Origin of the sequence: Enterococcus sp. AZ179, assembly GCF_050498885.1 — a bacterium.
Classification (GTDB): Bacteria; Bacillota; Bacilli; order Lactobacillales; family Enterococcaceae; genus Enterococcus_D; species Enterococcus_D entomosocium.
Genome location: NZ_JBMHEO010000001.1, coordinates 2776912 through 2793020, shown reverse-complemented (window position 1 = coordinate 2793020; position 16109 = coordinate 2776912). Strand labels below are relative to the sequence as shown.

The following is a 16109-nucleotide window of genomic DNA, read 5'->3' as shown; positions in this document are numbered from 1 at the left end:
GTCACACCTCTCTCTGCAAGACATGTTTGATCATGTCGCCGATATTGTTAAAGGAATAGATGGTGAAAATAACAAAGAGCCCTGGAAGAATCGCCATGTATGGTGCCCGCTGCAAGCTGTTTTGCGCGTTTTGCAACAGACTGCCCCACGAAGCCATCGGTTGCTGTATTCCTAAGCCTAGAAAACTCAAAGCCGATTCGGTCATGATCGCTCCTGAAATACTTGCAGATGCCGCAACGATCAAGGTAGGAAGCACTGCTGGGAAAACATGCTTCACGATAATACTAAATGAAGAACGTCCGATAAATTTCCCGTAAGCGACATATTCCCGTTCTTTCGCCGCTAACGTTTCACCACGAATCAAACGAGCGATGTTCATCCAGGAGAAGCCACCGATCACAATAATAATCGTGGTTAGTCCGGGACGTAAAAAGACGCTCAAAACGATCACTAACACCAACCAAGGAATCGATGACAATACATCGACGAGCCGCATCAGCAGGTTGTCGATCCAACCGCCAAAGTAGCCAGAAACAAGACCGACAAGAGTCCCAATAAACGTCGCTGTGATCATTGCCAAAACACCTACAAACAATGATACCCGACCGCCGTAGACGACCCGAATAAAGTAATCTCGCCCCACTTCATCGGTTCCAAATAAATGAGACCAACTCGGCGGCTGTGACATGTTGCTGACATCCGTTGCATTAGGATCGATGGGGATCAAAGGTGCAACAAGCGACAAAATAATCAATAACGTCAGGAAAACGACAGAAAAGGTATAGATGGGCGAAGCAAGCATGACTTCACTGATTTTTTTGAAACGTTTCATTACTTACTCCCTCCTTTACGGATACGTGGATCAACCACGGAGTATAATACATCCGCTAACAAATTCCCTAAGATGACCAGTGTTGCTGACAACAGCATGATGGCCATGATCACAGGATAATCGAGGCTTTTCGTCGCACTCATCAAGTAAGGGCCGACGCCCGGCCAGCCGTAGATCGTTTCTGTAATGATCGCACCGGTAACTAACATCGGCAACGCCAAGCCGATTTGGGTGACAACAGGAATCAAAATATTTCGACTAATATGACGGCTGAAAATCTGCCATTTGCTGGCATGAAATGCCCGTTGCACCATCACGTAGTCTTCTGAAACTTGTTGTGTCGCTGATGCGCGGATATACCGCGTCAAATCTGGAAAGAAGGCGACTGTCAATGTGGTATAAGGCAAAATAAAATGCTGCAGAAAATCGCCAAAATCCCCTTCTTTACCGACCGTATACATGCCAATGATTGGAAACATATTTAATAAGTAACCAAATACATAAATCAAGATCATCGCAAACCAGAAGGTCGGCACAGCGATCCCTAGAGATGCCACAGCGTCAATGATTCGATCCCAAATTTTTCCTTTGTTGGCAGCAGCCAACAGGCCCAAAATGATGGCCAACAACAAGGCAGTCAAATAAGCGGGGATGACTAAGCGCATGGTATTGGGAATCCGAGTCGCAAGTTCTTGTGAAATACTACTTTGAGACACCAAAGAAAAGCCAAGATTACCGGTAAGAATATTTCTGATCCAAAGAAAATATTGAACCAAAAAGGGTTGATCCAAGCCATAGCGCTGCCGCAAAAGATCGATTTGCTCTTGCGACATATTGGGTGTCGTGATGGAGTCGATCACATCATACGGTGCGATATGTATAAGTGAAAAAACGATAAAAGAGATCACAAACAGCAAAGGGATTGCTTGCAATACTCGTTTTGCAATGTATCGAAACATAACTGACCTACTTTCTTTTTCATAGAAAAAAGCTGTGATAAAAAAGATTCCTCTTTATCACAGCCAATGGATTTACTTGATTGTCAATTTAGACATATCTTCGAATGTATAGATTGGGATCAAACCTGCATCTTCTACATTACCAATTCGGTTATTGACCGCTAGGATTTTCTTGTTGTCAACGATTGGGTAAATGATCGCTTCGTCAGCAATGGCCTTTTGCAAATCATCATACAATGCTTCACGTTTGTCCGTGTCTAATTCAACTGCTGCTTGGGCAAACAAATTGTCAATGGTTTCGCTATTGCTTTGGAAGTAGTTGGCACTACCGCCAGTTTCAAATAGACTGCCGTATAAGTCAGGGTCATTTCCCATGATATACCCGCCAAGGAATAAGTTGTACTTCGTTGAATCAGGTTTCTTCAACTCGGTAAAGATCGCTGTACCATCGCCACCTTCAAGTGTAACCGTTATGCCTGCTTGTTGCAATTGTTGTTGGATCAACGTAGCTTGGATCGTTTGGGCTGGATCGGTTGAGTTGAAAGCCAAATTCAATGACAAATCAGTCACACCAGCTTCTTGTAAAAGTTCTTTTGCTTTTTCAGCATTCGTCTCATATTTTTCAACATCATCAGTAACGTATGGATTGTTTGGTGGCAAGAATGAATATGGTGTTGCGTAATACTCTTCATCTAAATACGCCGCTTGATTTAATTCATCTTTGTTCAACGCATAGAGAACTGCTTGTCGAACTTTCACATCTTGCAAAGCATCTGAGTGAGTGTTCAAGCCTAGATAACCGACACGGTTTTCAGTATAAGGATAAACAGAGATCTGATCATCATCTAAATCTTCAATATCTGAAGGCAAGACAACGGCTGCATCCACTTCCCCTTTTTGCAAAGCGACTTTCGCAGTATCGGTACTTTCGATGATGCGCAACGTCACATTTTGAATCGAAGGCTTGCCGCCATAATAGTTTTCATTGGCTTCAAAAGTAAAGTACTCACCACGTTTGTATTCTTTCAGTTGATACGGACCAGTGCCGACTGGTTTTTCAGGCAGTTCACTGACAGAGAAGTCGGTAACATCTTTAAAGATATGCTCGGGAATGATGTATGTTTCGGTTGCAATATTGCTGATCGCTGCCGCACTCGGTGTCGGCAACACGAATTTGACGGTGTATTCATCCACTTTTTCGATCGCGATTGGTTGGTCGTCGACCCAAAGGGAATCGGCATTGCCATTTTCTTTTTTGACTTTTTGTTCATATGTGAAAACAACGTCATCGGCGGTAAAGTCTTCGCCATCTGACCATTTCACATCTTGTTTCAAATGTACTGTCAATGAAAGGCCGTCTTCAGCTGGTTCCACTGATTCTGCCAACGCATTTTTTGTTGTTCCGTCTGCTTCCACTGTAACTAGTGGAGAATAGATCATGTTTGTCACTGTCAATCCCCAACGATCACTGGTGTTGATCGGGTTAGTGGACGATGGGTCCCCGCTGATCGCATAAGTGAATGTTGAATCATCCCCAGCTCCAGCTGCACTACTGGTTGACGTTTCTTCTGTATTTGATCCACCGCAGGCTGCTAGAACAAATCCTAGTCCAACGACGGCAACACTTGCTAAACCTTTTTTCCAATTTATCATTTTTCCATCCTACTTCCTGTTCCTATATAGTAATAGTCGTTTTTAACTTTCTATTCCCATACAGGTATACTAGATTTCTTTGTTACTTCCTCGATGATTGCTTTTACTTCATCGGTCTGATAATATCGAACGACCGTTTGGTAAACGTCATTGTCTGCTTCGTCTGCTCGCGCAGCGATCACATTATAATAAGGCTTGGAGGAATCAGCCACAGGTTCTAAGAAAATCGCATCTTCTGTAGGAACCAAACCAGCATCGACGGCCATGCCATTATTGATCAAAGAAATGTCGACATCGGTCATTGCCCGAGCAGTTTGATTGGAGTCAAGTAGCTCAAATTTCAGGGCTTTGGGATTGTCAATGACATCACTGGTTGTTGGCAGTAAACCTTTTGATTCATCCAAAGTGATTAAACCGGCGGTCTGTAAGAGTAATAGTGCACGGCTCTCATTTGAGACATCATTGGGTAAAGCCACCGTATCACCATCTGCCAATTAGTTGACATCGGTGATTTTATCGGAATAAATACCAAGTGGGTTTAATGTCGTATAGGCAATCGTCGTGTTGGAATAACCACTTTCTTCGTTGACATTGTCCATAAAAATCTCCGTCAATGCTGCGTGAAGGTCAATTGAGCCATCCTCAAGCGCCACGATTGGCTGACGATAATCGGTGAATTTCACCAATTGCAAGTCGATATTTTCGTTTTCCTTCAATTCTTCCTGCACATGTTCCCAGGCTTCGTTTTGCTCACCCACGACACCCAATTTGACAACGGTGGCTTCCTCATCTGCTTGACTGCTGCCGCAAGCGGCGAAGCTGAACAATGCCAGCAATCCAAGAGCCCCTGTTGCCAATCCCTTTACTACGTTTCTTTTCATCCCTTTTTCCCCTTTTGTTCCCTCCTCAGATCAATCGTCCCGTTTTCTTGACGTATTGCTCAACTAGACCAATTTCACCTCTGTTTCTCAAAACAAATTGTTTTTTCAAAGGAGAAATGGCAAATGCCTGTTGCCGTCAACCGAAAACATCGGACTCACTATTCATATGTAGTGTAACTTTATCCTATACAACTAAAACTGTCAATAAAATTACTCTACAAAAGTAAGTTTTTAACTAGCTGATCTGTGGTCGGGTTATTTGAATATCTTCAGTGCATTTTCTAAGTCATCGATCAAATCTTTACTACTTTCGATCCCAATGGAGATCCGTAAAAGATCCGGCGTCAACCCATAAGATTCTCGTACCTCTTGAGGAATATCCGCGTGGGTCTGTGTCGTTGGATACGTGATGAGACTTTCCACACCACCTAGGCTTTCCGCAAAGGTAAAGACCTGTAATGCTGCTAAAAAGCCGCTGATTTTGGTTTCATCAAGCACCCGAATACTGATCATCGCGCCGGCGTTCGGATAAAGCACCTCTTTGATCGCCGGATGGGCTCGTAAAAAGCGGCCGACTTCCTTGGCGTTGGCTTCCTGCCGTTCAAAGCGCAATGGCAGCGTCTTTAAACTACGAATAAATAACCACGTATCAAAGCTGCTCAAGGTAGGGCCAGAAGTATTGGCTAAATAGTTCAAACGCTCCCCCAGCTGCGCATCTTTTGCGATGACGACGCCTGCCAAAATATCATTGTGACCAGATAAGAACTTGGTACCTGAATGGATCACTAGATCCGCGCCATCTTCTAAGGGCAACTGCCGTAAGGGCGTCAAAAAGGTATTATCTACGATCAATAGCGCCCCCTGTTCGTGAGCAAGCTTGGCGGTTTCAGCAATATCCGTCACGGTCATCAAAGGATTCGTCGGGGTCTCTAAGAAGACAGCCGTTACCTCGTCAGTTAATTTTTCACTTAATTCGGCTAAAGTACTGAAGGTATCGAAAAAGGCCCGCTGGCTATTTTCCAGTTCCGCAAAATAGCGAAAGCTACCGCCGTACAAGTCACGAGAAACCAAAAAGCGGCTGCCGCTGGCAAATAAATCAAAAATCAAAGCGATCGCACTCATGCCAGAGCTGGTCACTACTGCCCGAGCCCCTTTTTCTAATTCGGCAAGGCCTGCTTCTAAAATATCCCGGGTCGGATTTTTGGTCCTAGTATAATCATAGCCGGTACTTTGCCCCAATTCAGGATGTGCAAAGGTCGTGGAAAGATAAATTGGCGGACTGATCGCCCCGGTTTGCTGATCCGAATGATTGCCTAATTGGGCGAGAAAAGTTGCTGTATCAATGGTCATGTCGTTCCTCCTTTTTGATTGCCTCAATCAAACGATCAAGGGCTTTTTGAATGATCGTTGGTGTTGTCGCAAGATTCAGACGAATCAAGCCCTGACCGTCTTGTGAAAACCATTCCCCATAGTCGACTGCCAGACCGGCAGTATCTTGGATCACGTGCTTGGTTCGTTCTTTGGCGATGACTTGCCGCAGATCGACCCAGAGAAGATAGGTTCCTTCTAATGGCAGGAGCTCAATTTTGGGAAATGCTTCTTGCAGTTGCTGGCGGACCATTTGTTCATTGGCAGCAACCACCAAAAGCAGGTCATCTAGCCATTGATCCCCCGATTCATACGCGGCTTTCGCAGCCACCAATCCCAAACGATTGACTTCCGTCTGCTTGTATTGTCGGCACCAAGCCTGATAGGCTCTGCGCATCTCTAAATCAGGAATCCAAACATGAGAGAGTAACAATCCTGCTAAGTTGAAGGTTTTTGAGGGCGAATCCAGAACGATCAGCTTCTCAAAGCCGAACCCCTGTGCCACTGTCACGGCTGAAACAAATTGCTGCTCACCGAGTATCAGTTCACGATGGATCTCGTCGGCGATCACGACAACCTCATGTTTTTGGCAAATGGCCAATAACTGATGCAATTCTTTCTCTTGCCAGACCCGCCCTACTGGATTGTGGGGGGAGCAGAGAATAAATAGTTTCACTTTTTCTTCAATGATTTTGGCTTCAAAAGCAGCAAAATCGATTTGATAGGAATTCTTCACCTTTTGCAAGGGTGCTTCTATCAAGCGCCTTTTCGTCTCTTTGATGCTGTCAAAAAAGGGATAATAGACGGGCGGCTGGATCAAGATGCCATCGTCAGGTTCTGTGAAACAATGAAGCAAATCAACCAAAGATTGGACGACCCCTGTGGAAAACGAGAGCCATTTTTCTTCGAATTTCGTCCCCCAGTGGCGATCTTGCCAAGCTTGATAGGCTAAAAAATAGCCTGAGGGGGGAATCGCATAGCCAAAGGTTCCTTGAGCAACCAGTTGCTGCAAGGCTTCTTCCACTGCCTTTGGCGCCGCAAAATCCATATCAGCTACCCATAAAGGCAAAAGCTTTTCTCCTTGGAACCGTTGATCCACAAGATCCCATTTTAAAGAATTGGTGCCTTTTCGCTGCCTGGCATAGTGGGAGAGAAAATGCTCAATCGTCATTGATACTCACCCGACCTTCTGGCTCACTGCCAATTCGGTAACCTTCTTTCGTTGGCATGACGGACAGGTCATACGGCGTTCGCAAATAGGTTTCATTGATCCAATTGCTGAAAAACAAAGAGGCATGTCCCCGCCAACGGTTGGTGATTTTTCCCCCTAAGCGGTCATAAGCAAAGTAATTTTTGGGCAACGCGGTATCTAAGCCCCGTTCCATGTCTCGCAAGTACTCTTCATTCAAGGTCGCTGAATGGTATTCAAAATGTCCTAGCAAGAAGGCATTTTTATGATCTTCTGATACGAAGATGGAAGGCCCTGTTTCAACGCCCGCTGCCAATATTTCTAAAGGCGCTTGGGCCAGCTGGACATCATCGATGCCAGTATAGCGCGAATGCGGTGTATAAAAGACGTCGTCAAAGCCCCGAACCAGTGGATGAAAATGCGTGACTGTTTGTTCGAAGACACCGAACAATTTGCTTTGGTACAACACTTTGTCGATACCGTAATGGTAATAAAGCCCCGCTTGTGCCCCCCAGCAAATATGTAGGACTGAAGTGCAATTCGTCTGACTCCAATCCATGATTTTTTGTAGTTCTTGCCAATAGTCAATGGCTTCGAATGCCATTTTTTCAACTGGGGCTCCGGTGATGATCAAGCCATCGAATCGTTGCGGCTGGATCACTGAAAATTCTTGATAAAACTTTTCCATGTGATCGACAGAGGTGTTTTTGCTTTCGTGGTATTTCATTTTTAGTAAAGTCACCTCAATTTGCAGTGGACTTTGGGAAAGTAAACGCAACAACTGATTTTCTGTAGCGATCTTTTTCGGCATCAAATTGACGATCGCGATTTTCAAGGGACGGATCTCTTGCTTCGCCGCTTTATGCTGCAGTAAGGCAAAGACATTTTCTTTTTGCAGGACCGCTGCAGCGGGTAATTCTTTGGGAATAATGATTGGCATTGCTTCAACCCCTTACAGATAAATTTCTTGTTGAAGAGAAAGCGAACAGTTTCGGCTGTGAAAAACAAAAAAAGCCGCCCTTTTATCCTTATGGATAAAAGGGACGACTTGATGCGCGTTACCACCCTAATTCGTGCTATTCTCACAAATAACACCTCAACAGTACACTATGATACTTGGCGCTGTAACGGGCGCATGCCGTTTTGCTGGCGTGAACCAACAAAAAAACTCAGAGCTCATCTTCACTGATCACCGCATGTCTCCTTTTTCACCAACCGGAGTCTCTGTACCTTTGTTGATCTGCTACTCTTCTCTTCAACGTTATCGAAATCTTTGTTTAATTTTAAAAAATTATAATTGTTTTTTCATTTACTGTCAACGGCAAGTTGAGACTTTTCCTTAGATTTCTTCTAAATATAAGTATTGCTGACCCATTTTTTCATAGATCGCTGCTAAGTCTTCTTTGCTGACTTCGCGATCCTTATGCCCATAAGGGTCGTTGACATACATCGTATCACCATCGATGCCAGTGATCACTACCGAATGGATCAATGCAGTCACAAGGATTTCGCCATTTTGGGTATTCCATTGAAAGAAATCAGCATCGGTAGGTACTTGTAATTCTAACGTCGCGATCATCCAAACTGGTTTCCCAGATTGCAGGACTTTGACGATCTCATCAAAACTTTTGTCTCGTCCACTAACGACTTCATATTGCTCTTTTACAATACTTTCGGCGACATCAGTGATCGGTTCTACGTCAACACCCATCGCGCTATCGCCGCCATAGATGTTTCCAACAAAGCCTTCTCGCGGATCTCCATGGTGATTATAATCCTCATAAAGTGGGACATACACTAATTCTTCTGCCAATTGATTTTTATTGGTATCAAATCCGTAAAAATTCAAGAGCATCGATAAAGCCGTTACTTCACAACCATTTCCTAACGTAACTTCATCGAATTGATTTTCTAACGGAACATCCAATTGAATAACGTCACTGTATTCAGGCTCTGGTGTTTGTTCTTCATCCGAAAGTGCTAGTGTCAATTCATCCTCTATCTTTTCAAAGGGGGACTGCCCATTCTTACTGTCATAAAAAATCAGCAGAAAGAAGAGCATCAAGACGAACATACCTAAAAGTAACCGTTTTAACTTTTTCTTCTTCATCTACTTCCTCCTCTTTTATATTATAACTTATTTCTGTTTATTATTTCACTATAATAAACGTTTTAAGAAGGAGTATTTTCTTAATCTGAATACAAAAAAATAGACCCGTTTACGCAGCGGGTCTATTCAAACTGGCGCTTATGCCGCTTTCTTCTGTTTCTGAATAAAGCGTCCTTTTGCTTTTGAAAACGAACGAATATCAAATTGTTTGCTTAAGGCACCTGCAACAAAATAAGCCAAATTGAAATCGATCAAGCTATGGATCAAGCCACCGATCCCCATCAAAACGAACAAGAAATAGTAGAAATTGCCATCGAATGCTGTCCCTGGTACATTTCCTGTGAAGTAAAAGGCGGCAACGACTGCCATTTCAACGGCAGAATGAATCAGTCCGATAATCAAGTTAAAGCTCTGAAATTTGATATTCAATAAAGAGGGTTTGCCATTTTTCAGTAAAATATCTGGGTGCTTCTGTAAATAAAAGGCACCGATGACTGCAAAAACAACATGGGACAATGCCCGTAATGCAATGATTGGTGGTAGTGTTAAGAAAAAGCCAAAGGTCGTTCCTAAAGCTACAGCGATCGCCATCGCTGGTGAAAAGAACATCGCCACAAATACGGGAACATGGCTAGCTAAGGTAAAAGATGCAGGTCCGATGACGATTTTGGGCATTACCATGGGAATGACGATCCCCATGCCGATTAACAATGCAGCGATCGTTAAATGGCGGATGGAATGATTTTTCATTTATACTCTCTCCTTAAATGTGTCATGACAGTTCTGTCTTGCTTATTCTACTGGTATTTCCACAAGGTGTCAAGACACAAAAAAACGAATGTTTATTCAACATCCGTTTTTATAGAAGTTATCCTTTGCGCGCTTGCATTTCATTGCTTAATTTGGCAAATTCCGCTAACGACAGCGTTTCTCCACGACGTTTCGGATCGATCCCACTTGCTTCTAAACTGTCTGCCAACCACTGTTTGGTTTCTTCATCTTTTCCATAGCTATTTTGCAAATTGTTCCAAAGGGTTTTACGACGCAACTGAAAGGCTGCTTTCGTTAATTTAAAGAACTCTTTTTCATCGGTGACTGCGACCGCTGGTTGTGGACGGCGCGTCAATTTCAAAATAGCCGAATCAACATTCGGTTGGGGTACAAAAACGGTTTTCGGGACGATGAATGCCAGTTTTGCTTCCATGTAGTATTGCACAGCGATCGACAACGAGCCATAGGCTTTGGTCCCGGGAACTGCTGAGATTCGATCAGCCACTTCTTTTTGCATCATCACGACCATTTCATCTACTGGTACCTGAGACTCTAAAAAGTGCATCATGATAGGCGTAGTAATATAATAAGGCAGATTTGCGACAACTTTTAATGAAGCAGCCGTATCGCTGAATTCTGACCGAATGGTCGTTGATAGGTCTGCTTGCAAGACATCTTGATGAATGATCTTTACGTTTGCGTAAGGCTGCATCGTATCAGCTAATACAGGGATCAACCGATCATCGATTTCAAACGCCAACACTTGCTTGGCGTGTTTTGCCAACTGTTCGGTCAGCGCACCGATTCCAGGTCCAACCTCAATGACGTTTGTCGTTTCGTCGATGCCTGCTGTTTCTACGATTTTCCGTAAAATATTCGGTTCTGTTAAGAAGTTTTGTCCTAAACTTTTTTTAAAGGTAAAGCCATGTTTCGCTAAAATCTCTTTGGTTCTTGAGGGGGTTGCTATATCCCGTTCTTCCTTCACAATTCTTCCTCCACTGTTTTCATAGCTTCTGCCAACTCTGCATCGGTGATACGAAACATTGCCAGCCGCTTCTCTAATTGTTTGCCGTTCGTATAGCCGATGCGTAAAAGATCTCCTAGCCGCTCTCGTTTCTCTTTTGCTCCAGCGCCTGCGATCAAGCCATACGCTAATAACTGTTGGCGATCAATGGTTCCTTCACTGACTTCATTTGAAGCAATCGGGGTTACGACTTTTCGCAAGGCTTCTTTCAATGCTTCATGGCTGGCGTGTTCCACGCCCAAACTGCCTTTGCTTTTCGGTGCTGCCTGACTGCGCGGTAAAAAGGCATGCTTGGCATCCGGAACCACTTCCATAATGATTTTGCGGATCTTTTCTCCCGAAAAATCGGGATCGGTAAACACGATGACCCCTCGTGTTTCTTGGGCATGCTCGATTTGATCAAGGATCGTATCATCGATCGCTGAACCGATCGTTTCGATCGTATCTACTTCGAACACTTCTTGCAATCGACGGGTGTCGTCTTTGCCTTCGACGACAATGATTTCTTCGATTTTCGGTTTATCAGTCATTGATCCTAAACAAGCGGTGGGCATTTTTTGTCGTGTAGGCCGCAACATCAGCGACCGCTTCTTGCCGCAGCTCCGCGATTTTATCCACCACATAATGGGTATAGCCGGGTTCATTGCGTTTGCCGCGATAAGGAACAGGGGCTAAATACGGCGCGTCAGTCTCAACGAGTAGCCGATCTTGTGGTACGACTAGTGCAGCTTCTTGTACCTCCGTGGCCTTTTTGAAGGTCACGACACCACTAAAGGAAATGTACATTCCTAGATCCAAGAACTTTTTCGCCCATTCTCCGTCTCCACTAAAGCTGTGCATAATACCACCGATTGTTTGGACTTTTTCATCCTTTAAGATCGCATAGGTATCTTCTAAGGCTTCACGGGTATGAATACTGATGGGCAGCTGATGTTCACGAGCGATTGCCATTTGCCGACGAAAGACCTTTTCTTGAACTTCTTTCGGATCTTCCATCCAATGGTAGTCTAAACCGATTTCACCTAAGGCAACGACTTTTGGTCGTTCCAAGCGCTCTTGCAAATAGGTTTCTACGTGTGGGGTATAAGAACCAGCTTCGGTGGGATGCCAACCGATAATGCTGTAAATGCCAGGATATTCTTTGCTTAATGCTAACGATTTTTCAATCGTTGGCTGATCGAAACCGACGACCGCCATCTCCGTTACTCCTAGTTCATGCGCACGGGCGACGGTTTCGGGAATGTCTTCGTTAAACTGTTCTGCATTCAAATGTGTATGAGAATCAAAAATCATGAAATCTCCTCCTTAGTCCTTCTATACTCTAGCATATTTTGACGGTTTAAGAAACGAATCCTCTCCGCTTTTTTCAGCAGTTTAAGAAAACTTTCAGCAAGCAAAAAAAATCCGCCCAAAGTTGGAGGACGCCGAAGCTTATTTTCTCTATACTGAGGGTAACGAAATCGTATGGAGGTGGAAATATGGAACGATCAAAAATTGATCCCGGCCGCTTTTTTTCTGGCCAAAAAGCAGCAACGAAAGGCACGTTAAAACATCAATATCATTACTATCGGCAGCAAAATGCCCATCAAGCATTCAACAGCGATTTTCAGCGAAATTTCCAGCATGATTTCCCGAATTTTGCTACCTGGCTAAAATTGCAGCAACAGACACCACAAAAGAATCAAACAACGACTTTTTCTCACTGGTTTTTGGTTGGTTTCTTCGGACTTTTGACAGCAGCAAACTTTACGCAACAGCTCTTATTCCTACTTTTTATCTTTGTCTTAGCCGCTCTCGTCAAAGGACCTGGCATGATCGTATGGGGCATCGTGTATTCCTTCTTAGTTAGTCTGTTCCCGCCATTGGGTATCGTTCTTTCTGGCTTATTTTTCTTACTGACCCTGCGTCAATTAACCAAAAATGTCACTTTCGTTTTGACTGCATTGTACTTTTACGGCTATCCCTTTGTCATCACAGCCCTCCAACACTTTACGAATTGGAACCCGCAATGGCTGTGGGTCGGCAGTATCGGTTTTGCCTTGATCAGTGGCCATTTTGTCTTAAAGCAAAACTATCCCTTTGCTTCAAGTAAAAGTCTCGCATGGGCGATCATCTCCGTCCCTTATGATTGTGTCATGGCTTTGATCCCCGTCAAACACAAAGCACGCTTTAAACGTTTGGTGAAAATCAAATAATTGCGATCTAGGATACAAAAGATCGGCTATTGCCGCCCCTTTTGTATCTTTTTTAATGGAAAAATCAAGCGAAATACGATGGATATTTTTTGTTATTTTTGCTTCCGTATGATTGCTTTTTTTGTAAGAATCTACTATGCTAGAAACTAGCAAATCAAAAAAGGAGCCACGCCATGTACACCCTCATTCTTATTGCATTCCTCCTTACGGGCTTGCTAGTTTACTCCTTTATTATTGAACCGCATCTTCTCAAACAACGGCATTATCTCATAAAAAAAGACAAGCGCACCGTCTTAGATATTTCAAAAGCTTATGACCTTTACCAAGCAGAAAGCAATATCGTGATTGCCCATATCAGTGATCTCCATTTTTCTCGTTGGTTTAAACCAAGACGAATGAATCGCATCATTCGATCAACGATCCAAAACAAGCCGGATCTGATCATCATCACGGGGGATCTGATCGATAATTATAAAAAATGGCCGCATCGTTCAACCAAGCGACTGATCGAAAAGCTGAAAAAATTGCAAGCGCCTCTGGGTAAGATCGCAGTTATGGGGAACCATGACCATTTGAATGACGGTCATTACTTTGTTAAGGAAATATACCAGCATGCAGGGTTTACCTTACTTGATAATGAGTCGGTTTTTGGTTCTGATGACAAGACGTCGATGAATATTGTCGGTATCGATATAGAAAGTCCGAAAGTCAGTTTTACCTATGAAGCAACCTTAGCAGAATGGCAGCTGCTTTTGCTCCATGAACCCGATTATGTTTCTCGGATCACCAATCTGCCAAACTACGACTTGATTCTTTCTGGCCATAGCCATGGCGGGCAGATTCGCTTGCCTTTTTATTATGCGAAAACAAAGGGCGCGTTGAAATATACCGATGGGCTCTACCTTTTAGGAAATGAGACCTTATTGAGTGTTTCCAGTGGGGTCGGTATGACCAAGATTCCCGCCCGACTCGGCGTCCCGCCAGAGATCCTTTATTACCATTTAGAACCGCAACAGCAATTGAACGTTTCTTAACTGTTCATCGTTGTAATTGGGAAAAAATCAGCAAATCGTTTCAGCAAACGTTCGATTCGCTGATTTTCTTTTTGCCCCTACCGTGTTAAAATATACCAAATAAATACTTTTAAACAATTAGGAGGAACCAAAAAATGGTCATCTCAGGAACACTCTGGTTTTTGATCGCCTTCTTTGCTTATACAGCCTATGTTTACGGTCAGGGGTTGTACTTTCCTGTCATCGCATTTCTTGCTGCCTTGATGGGCTGCGGATTTTATCTCTTTGCTTTTCTCCAGCACAAAAATACGACGAAAAAACATCCTTAGCCAGAACGAGCTAAGGATGTTTTTGTATTATTGATTCAAGCCTTGATAAATCGTCTCGAGATTCCACTTCATCATGTTATAGTAGCTGTCGCCTTCTTCTCCCGGTTCTGCAATCGAATCGGTAAAGACGGTTCCGAAAATCGGAATGCCCGCATCACGAGAAACACTTTGCATTGGACGAGTATTGACGCTGCTTTCGACAAACAAGGAAGCGACGGCTGAGTTTTGCAGCTGATCCACTAAGTTTTTGATTTGCGCAGGGGTACCTTCTTCTTCGGTATTGATTTCCCAAATATAGGCAGACGGTACACCATAGGCTTTAGAGAAGTATTTGAAGGCTCCCTCACTGGTGACGATCAATTTCTTCTCTTCAGGAATCGATTGGAAGTTTTCCTTCGCTTGCTGATCCAGTTCTTCTAATGAAGCCAAGTAGCGTTCAAGGTTTTCTTCATAGAAAGAGCGATTGTCAGGGTCCTTTTCACTCAGGCGTTGAGCGATGTTACGGGCATAGATCATGCCGTTTTCTAGATTTAACCATGCATGAGGATCGGCTTTGCTGTGGTCTTCATCATCAGATAAATAAAGCACATCCACGCCATCACTGACGGCAAAGTAATCTTCATTTTCTACCTTATTGGCATTGTTCATCAATTTGGTAAACCAGCCATTGCCGCCAGTTTCTAGATTCAAGCCGTTGTAAAGGATAAGATCAGCATCGGTCGCTTTTCGAACATCTTCCACTAAAGGTTCATATTCATGGGGATCACGCCCCACTGGTACGATACTGTGAAGATCGATTCGATCACCGGCAATGTTTTCCGTAATATCAGCAATGATCGAATTGGTCGCTACTACTGAAAGTTTCCCTTCTGTTTGGGCCATCTGTCCGTTTTGCTGTGCCAAAAAGAAGCCACCGGCTACAGCTGCCGTTGCTAAAACCGCTGTCGCTGACCAGCGCTTGACTGGACTGGTCTTTTGTTTTGGTGAGAACAAGAAACCGATCACGAAAAAGGCTCCTGCGGTCAAAACGATACTTGATCCTGCGGCAATATTAAAGCTGTACCCGATAAACAAGCCGATAAATGAGGCGAGACCACCTAAAACCCCTGCGATGATCATCATATGCTTCAATTGTTTTGTATATAAATAAGCCGTTGCTGCTGGAGTGACTAATAAAGCCACGATCAAGATCGTTCCGACGCTTTGCATCGCTGTCACTGAAACCAAAGTTAATAAGAACATCAATAAGTAGTGATAGGCTTGCACTTTCATCCCAAAAGCCTTTGCCATCATCGGATCAAAAGAAGTGATCAGCAGTGGACGGAAGAAGAGGATGATCACTGCCAGCACAAGGATAGCGATAGCGATCGTCAGCCATTTGTCGCTATCTTGCACCGCTAGCACATTCCCAAACAAAATGTGAAACAAATCAGTCGAACTGTTTGCTACCCCAATTAAGATAACCCCTAAAGCTAGAAACGAACTAAAGGTGATACCGATCGCCGTATCGCTTTTGATCAGGCTGTTATTGGCGATATAGGTAATGATCATGGAGGCTAAAATCCCAAAGAAGATTGCCCCGACAAAAAAGTGAACGCCGAAGATATAAGACAAGGCTACCCCTGGTAAGACCGCATGAGAGATTGCATCCCCCATCAAGGACATCCCTCGTAAGATGATAAAACAACCAATCACCCCTGCGACGATCCCGATCGCGACTGCCGTGATCAAGGCATTTTGTAAGAAATGATAGTTACTTAAACTCGTAAAAAAGCTTGTCAACAT

General features: G+C 43.8%; 15 protein-coding genes and 1 pseudogene. 3 read left to right on the top strand and 13 right to left on the bottom strand.

From position 1 onward, the window contains the following. Position 1 precedes the first annotated feature (1 nt). The 12 genes and pseudogenes from IGI88_RS13145 to IGI88_RS13090 all read right to left on the bottom strand — a co-directional run bounded on the left by IGI88_RS13145 (position 2) and on the right by IGI88_RS13090 (position 12080). Positions 2 to 832 carry an ABC transporter permease gene (locus tag IGI88_RS13145; protein ID WP_005234832.1) on the bottom strand — a complete coding sequence of 277 codons (831 nt, stop codon included), beginning with the start codon at positions 830 to 832 and terminating at the stop codon, positions 2 to 4. Then, on the bottom strand, positions 832 to 1791 hold the full coding sequence (locus IGI88_RS13140) for an ABC transporter permease (RefSeq protein ID WP_005234830.1): 960 nt from the start codon (positions 1789 to 1791) through the stop codon (positions 832 to 834). Before IGI88_RS13140 ends, IGI88_RS13145 begins: the two co-directional genes overlap by 1 nt. Before the next feature lie 72 nt (positions 1792 to 1863). Next, positions 1864 to 3444 carry an ABC transporter substrate-binding protein gene (locus IGI88_RS13135; RefSeq protein ID WP_429960627.1) on the bottom strand — a complete coding sequence of 527 codons (1581 nt, stop codon included), beginning with the start codon at positions 3442 to 3444 and terminating at the stop codon, positions 1864 to 1866. A gap of 50 nt (positions 3445 to 3494) precedes the next feature. Then, a pseudogene (locus tag IGI88_RS13130) lies at positions 3495 to 4325 on the bottom strand (MetQ/NlpA family ABC transporter substrate-binding protein). Positions 4326 to 4580: 255 nt separating this feature from the next. Then, positions 4581 to 5675, bottom strand: coding sequence for an aminotransferase class I/II-fold pyridoxal phosphate-dependent enzyme (locus tag IGI88_RS13125; RefSeq protein ID WP_086332559.1), 1095 nt, complete (start codon positions 5673 to 5675; stop codon positions 4581 to 4583). Then, positions 5665 to 6864 (bottom strand): MalY/PatB family protein, encoded by a 1200-nt coding sequence (locus IGI88_RS13120; RefSeq protein ID WP_429960626.1) that lies wholly within the window; start codon positions 6862 to 6864, stop codon positions 5665 to 5667. Before IGI88_RS13120 ends, IGI88_RS13125 begins: the two co-directional genes overlap by 11 nt. Continuing rightward, on the bottom strand, positions 6854 to 7822 hold the full coding sequence (locus tag IGI88_RS13115) for a homoserine O-succinyltransferase (RefSeq protein ID WP_244732169.1): 969 nt from the start codon (positions 7820 to 7822) through the stop codon (positions 6854 to 6856). The genes IGI88_RS13120 and IGI88_RS13115 overlap by 11 nt, the downstream gene beginning before the upstream one ends. A gap of 399 nt (positions 7823 to 8221) precedes the next feature. Then, the gene (locus tag IGI88_RS13110; protein ID WP_016613561.1) at positions 8222 to 8992 is read right to left on the bottom strand and encodes a C39 family peptidase; all 771 of its coding nucleotides are present in this window, start codon (positions 8990 to 8992) and stop codon (positions 8222 to 8224) included. A 138-nt stretch (positions 8993 to 9130) separates the two neighbouring features. After that, positions 9131 to 9742 (bottom strand): hypothetical protein, encoded by a 612-nt coding sequence (locus tag IGI88_RS13105; protein ID WP_005225537.1) that lies wholly within the window; start codon positions 9740 to 9742, stop codon positions 9131 to 9133. Between the two features lie 118 nt (positions 9743 to 9860). After that, on the bottom strand, positions 9861 to 10748 hold the full coding sequence (gene rsmA / locus IGI88_RS13100; RefSeq protein WP_008378923.1) for a 16S rRNA (adenine(1518)-N(6)/adenine(1519)-N(6))-dimethyltransferase RsmA: 888 nt from the start codon (positions 10746 to 10748) through the stop codon (positions 9861 to 9863). Continuing rightward, positions 10745 to 11317, bottom strand: coding sequence for a ribonuclease M5 (rnmV, locus tag IGI88_RS13095; protein WP_005234813.1), 573 nt, complete (start codon positions 11315 to 11317; stop codon positions 10745 to 10747). The genes rsmA and rnmV overlap by 4 nt, the downstream gene beginning before the upstream one ends. Next, positions 11310 to 12080 (bottom strand): TatD family hydrolase, encoded by a 771-nt coding sequence (locus tag IGI88_RS13090; protein WP_016613564.1) that lies wholly within the window; start codon positions 12078 to 12080, stop codon positions 11310 to 11312. Before IGI88_RS13090 ends, rnmV begins: the two co-directional genes overlap by 8 nt. Before the next feature lie 185 nt (positions 12081 to 12265). On the opposite strand from IGI88_RS13090, the gene IGI88_RS13085 reads away from it, so the two are divergent. From IGI88_RS13085 to IGI88_RS13075, 3 genes are all read left to right on the top strand, one after another. Further along, a complete protein-coding gene (locus tag IGI88_RS13085; RefSeq protein WP_429960625.1) occupies positions 12266 to 12982 on the top strand; it encodes a hypothetical protein in 717 nt (238 codons plus the stop codon). Between the two features lie 173 nt (positions 12983 to 13155). Next, entirely contained in the window at positions 13156 to 14016 is an 861-nt protein-coding gene (locus IGI88_RS13080; RefSeq protein ID WP_005234806.1) for a metallophosphoesterase, read from the top strand. A gap of 134 nt (positions 14017 to 14150) precedes the next feature. Further along, positions 14151 to 14324: a hypothetical protein gene (locus IGI88_RS13075; protein ID WP_005234804.1), complete on the top strand. Its 174-nt coding sequence runs from the start codon at positions 14151 to 14153 to the stop codon at positions 14322 to 14324. Positions 14325 to 14351: 27 nt separating this feature from the next. Here the strand turns inward: IGI88_RS13075 and IGI88_RS13070 are convergent, their stop codons facing one another. Further along, a complete protein-coding gene (locus tag IGI88_RS13070) occupies positions 14352 to 16109 on the bottom strand; it encodes a metal ABC transporter permease subunit (RefSeq protein WP_008378930.1) in 1758 nt (585 codons plus the stop codon).

Excerpts from the sequence above, each read along its gene's own strand:
- IGI88_RS13105 (WP_005225537.1), bottom strand. The coding sequence starts at position 9,742 with ATGAAAAATCATTCCATCCGCCATTTAACGATCGCTGCATTGTTAATC.
- IGI88_RS13145 (WP_005234832.1), bottom strand. The coding sequence starts at position 832 with ATGAAACGTTTCAAAAAAATCAGTGAAGTCATGCTTGCTTCGCCCATC.
- rnmV (WP_005234813.1), bottom strand. The coding sequence starts at position 11,317 with ATGACTGATAAACCGAAAATCGAAGAAATCATTGTCGTCGAAGGCAAA.
- IGI88_RS13090 (WP_016613564.1), bottom strand. The coding sequence starts at position 12,080 with ATGATTTTTGATTCTCATACACATTTGAATGCAGAACAGTTTAACGAA.
- IGI88_RS13125 (WP_086332559.1), bottom strand. The coding sequence starts at position 5,675 with ATGACCATTGATACAGCAACTTTTCTCGCCCAATTAGGCAATCATTCG.
- IGI88_RS13135 (WP_429960627.1), bottom strand. The coding sequence starts at position 3,444 with ATGATAAATTGGAAAAAAGGTTTAGCAAGTGTTGCCGTCGTTGGACTA.
- IGI88_RS13115 (WP_244732169.1), bottom strand. The coding sequence starts at position 7,822 with ATGCCAATCATTATTCCCAAAGAATTACCCGCTGCAGCGGTCCTGCAA.
- IGI88_RS13110 (WP_016613561.1), bottom strand. The coding sequence starts at position 8,992 with ATGAAGAAGAAAAAGTTAAAACGGTTACTTTTAGGTATGTTCGTCTTG.
- IGI88_RS13075 (WP_005234804.1), top strand. The coding sequence starts at position 14,151 with ATGGTCATCTCAGGAACACTCTGGTTTTTGATCGCCTTCTTTGCTTAT.
- IGI88_RS13120 (WP_429960626.1), bottom strand. The coding sequence starts at position 6,864 with ATGACGATTGAGCATTTTCTCTCCCACTATGCCAGGCAGCGAAAAGGC.
- IGI88_RS13070 (WP_008378930.1), bottom strand. The coding sequence starts at position 16,109 with ATGTTGACAAGCTTTTTTACGAGTTTAAGTAACTATCATTTCTTACAA.
- IGI88_RS13085 (WP_429960625.1), top strand. The coding sequence starts at position 12,266 with ATGGAACGATCAAAAATTGATCCCGGCCGCTTTTTTTCTGGCCAAAAA.
- IGI88_RS13140 (WP_005234830.1), bottom strand. The coding sequence starts at position 1,791 with ATGTTTCGATACATTGCAAAACGAGTATTGCAAGCAATCCCTTTGCTG.
- IGI88_RS13080 (WP_005234806.1), top strand. The coding sequence starts at position 13,156 with ATGTACACCCTCATTCTTATTGCATTCCTCCTTACGGGCTTGCTAGTT.